The 2,958-nt window shown below is 44.0% G+C and carries 4 protein-coding genes; 1 reads left to right on the plus strand and 3 read right to left on the minus strand.

All coding sequences use genetic code 11. The annotated features are described in order from the left end of the window. The 3 genes from IID12_10190 to IID12_10200 form a co-directional block, all read right to left on the minus strand. Positions 1-1,018 (minus strand): hypothetical protein (locus IID12_10190; protein MCH8289452.1); only part of this gene is annotated, 1,018 nt, incomplete at its 3' end. 428 nt (positions 1,019-1,446) lie between these two features. Then, the gene (locus IID12_10195) at positions 1,447-1,872 is read right to left on the minus strand and encodes a GNAT family N-acetyltransferase (GenBank protein ID MCH8289453.1); all 426 of its coding nucleotides are present in this window, start codon (positions 1,870-1,872) and stop codon (positions 1,447-1,449) included. A 162-nt stretch (positions 1,873-2,034) separates the two neighbouring features. Beyond that, a complete protein-coding gene (locus IID12_10200) occupies positions 2,035-2,247 on the minus strand; it encodes a cold-shock protein (protein ID MCH8289454.1) in 213 nt (70 codons plus the stop codon). Between the two features lie 455 nt (positions 2,248-2,702). On the opposite strand from IID12_10200, the gene IID12_10205 reads away from it, so the two are divergent. Beyond that, positions 2,703-2,958, plus strand: a 256-nt coding sequence (locus tag IID12_10205) for a hypothetical protein (GenBank protein ID MCH8289455.1), incomplete at its 3' end; no start/stop codon positions are given.

Consider the following 2,958-nt stretch of genomic DNA (forward strand, 5'->3'; position numbering starts at 1 on the left):
TGCTGTCCCCTTCCGCACCTTCGAGGATTCCTAAATGATCCCAGTGAGCGGTGTATATTATCACCTCGTCGGGACGCTTTGTCCCGCGTATTATACCCAATACATTATTAGAGCTGTAGAGCTCTTCCTCCCGGGTAAATTCTCCGCTTATCCTGAGACCTAAATCGAAACCCTTAAAACCGGGCGTATAGGCTGCTACTACCAGGGAATCGTAATCGTAACCGGCTAACGCCAACAGCTCTTTTCCTACGCCTAAATCTATTATGGCTTGCAATTTCATCTTAGATGTGTCAACCACACCATCTGCTAAATAGTTTCTCCCCCTTGCCGATCTCTTAACGAACTGTTCCCATTTGGATTTTCTCTTAGATAATGCTGTATCGATAATCATGATCGCGCCCAATGCTCCATTCGTTTTGGCGTTATTGAACTTAACAGAAAAACGGTCGTTCCTGACAGCGGCAGGAGTTTGAAAGAACGTCGTATCATCGGAAGCAAATCCGGGATGATTTCGCAGCATGACGACTACCTTGCCCTCCACGTCGAGTTCCGAATAGTCATCCCATTCGTCATCCTCGGACACCGCCCCGTAACCTACAAAAACCAACTCGTTTTCTAAGAGTACGAGAATCGATTCTTCCCCTATTACGGAAGCAATAATATGTGTAAACGGTTCTAACGTCAGACTGTCATTATCAGAGACGACTGTCGTATTGGTCGTCGGCAGCGTCTTTCCGATCTTAAGTTTGACTTCCTGTAGATAACTGCCGTTGTTTCCGGGCTCGACTCCCATCGCTTTAAAACTCTCAACCAGGTAATCAATTGTCTTTTGTCCTCCCGGAGTACCAGGTTTCCTGCCCTGAAACTCGTCCGATGCCAATGTCATCAGGTCATTCCGGTAAGATGCTTTAAAATCGGCGTCCGTTACCTCCGGTACCGTTATGCTGAATTGAGCACAGCCGGCTGTTAATATCGGAATCAGATAAAGCGCTTTTAAGTGAAATTTACTTACTCTCATATCCCTTTCTCCTTTTAAACACAATCCTTATTCATCAGATAATATAGGTAATGAATACTTCCGGCTTCCAATTCGTACCAATTTAATGTCGGCAGGATGATTATCTCCATATATTTATTTCTTAATGGACGTTTGGGCAATTTGAGAGATCAGTGTGTCCCGTTTCCGGTTATTTGCTGCGGGTGGAACGCAGGCATCTCGCCTGCCAGACGAATGTCAGGCGGGCTATTTGCTCGATGACTACGCCACACCAATCTTTTAATTTAGCAGGGACAATTCATGAATTGTCCCTACATATCTCATCTTCGATGAGATTAATTTTCCCCTCCTTCCTAAGGAGGGGATCAAGGGGTGGTTTTCCTTAAATTCTAAGCGGAGGGCGAGGGATTCCCTATCAGATCGCCCGTCGCGCAGGAAGATTAGCTTTGTCAGCAAATAAGTTTAAGCCTTAGCTGCGTAAAACCGGTATCTTCATGTGTATGCTCATGCATGTCGGTGAAGCCCTGTTTTTTGTAGAACTCTCGACCGATATTGTTATCCTTGAACACATCGAGCTCCAAAACCGCTCTAATGCTCCTTGCGTGGTCCATCAATTCCCGACCAATCCCCTTCCTCTGATACCCGCTATCCACGAATATCCCTCCGACCTCATTCCCGATGAGCGCTATGAAACCCACAACAACACCCTCCCGCTCATACACCCACGTTTCTGCCTTCGGCAGATAGAGGGACGATATGTTTTTCCGCTCCTGTTCAAAGAACTCTTCCCCGAGGAACGGATGCGCAACTTTAGATGCGGAGAACCACGCATCAAGCAGTTCATCTAAGTCATTATCTTCATATTTCCTGATCATACGAAACCAAATTAAGCAATTCAGCGGAAAACAAAAAGCCTCTAAGTGAAACTTAGAGGCTTTTGATGCTCTTGAAAGATTTAGCGGATATTTAAAGTTTGAGTAAATTCAAACCGATTTCCATCTAAACTGTTTCATGAACTTCGGTCTAAGATCAAAGTCTTAGCTTACGATTGTGACGTCTACAGCCTGTGGTCCTTTTTCGCCTTCGCTCATGGTGAATTCTACTTTATCACCTTCTTCGAGATTCTTGAATCCATCATTCTGTATCGATGAGTAATGCACGAATGCATCTTCACCGTCATCACGAGTGATGAAACCGAATCCCTTTTGGGAATTGAACCATTTTACCGTACCTGTTTCACGATCTGCCATAATATTATTTCTCCTTTTTTTGGCATTTACTTACTAAAGCGTATGAAAAAGTTTTGATTTCCTACATAAGATGAATATTGATACTGAAAGGTATGTCTATTTAACTATGTTCTGCTTCATTCATACTTCTTTTTAACTACGGCGCTAAATATAAGACCGAATATCCACAATGCAAGAGGTTTTTATGTATTTACGATGTTTTCTTATAAGTCATAAAACACGGAAAGTTCAGTGATTGCCGCAGAATATCCCAATCTCTGGTATTTATGAGTTTTAAGATGGCGTTCGCGTCGTCTCCCCGGATGGGGTATAACAAGTTGAAATAGGAGATGTTTCGGGTTTATATTCTCCTGAATAACGAAACTTATAACCAAATGTAATATTGAAGGCAATCTTAGATTACCGGGATATCTAACCTGCATGTAAGTGAAACTTAAAGAGTGAGGAGAGAAACTATGTACTTAAGATTAGTTAGGTTCAGTTTAGGTCCGGGATCGCGATCGTCAGCCGAGAAAATCGCCGATGAATTCGTTCCTGCCATCAAGGCTCAAAATGGTTGCAGCGAATGCATGTTCATCACCGATGACGATGCCGGCGAGTATGGAATCGTAGTTCATTGGAATTCGAAAGAGGACGCAAACGCCGCTGCTCCCGTTATAGGTCCCCGTCTGGCGAGCGCCCTGGCTGAGGTTTCCGAAGAGCCTGCGGACA

This window comes from Candidatus Neomarinimicrobiota bacterium, assembly GCA_022567655.1.
Taxonomy (GTDB): domain Bacteria; phylum Fidelibacterota; class SORT01; order SORT01; family SORT01; genus JADFGO01.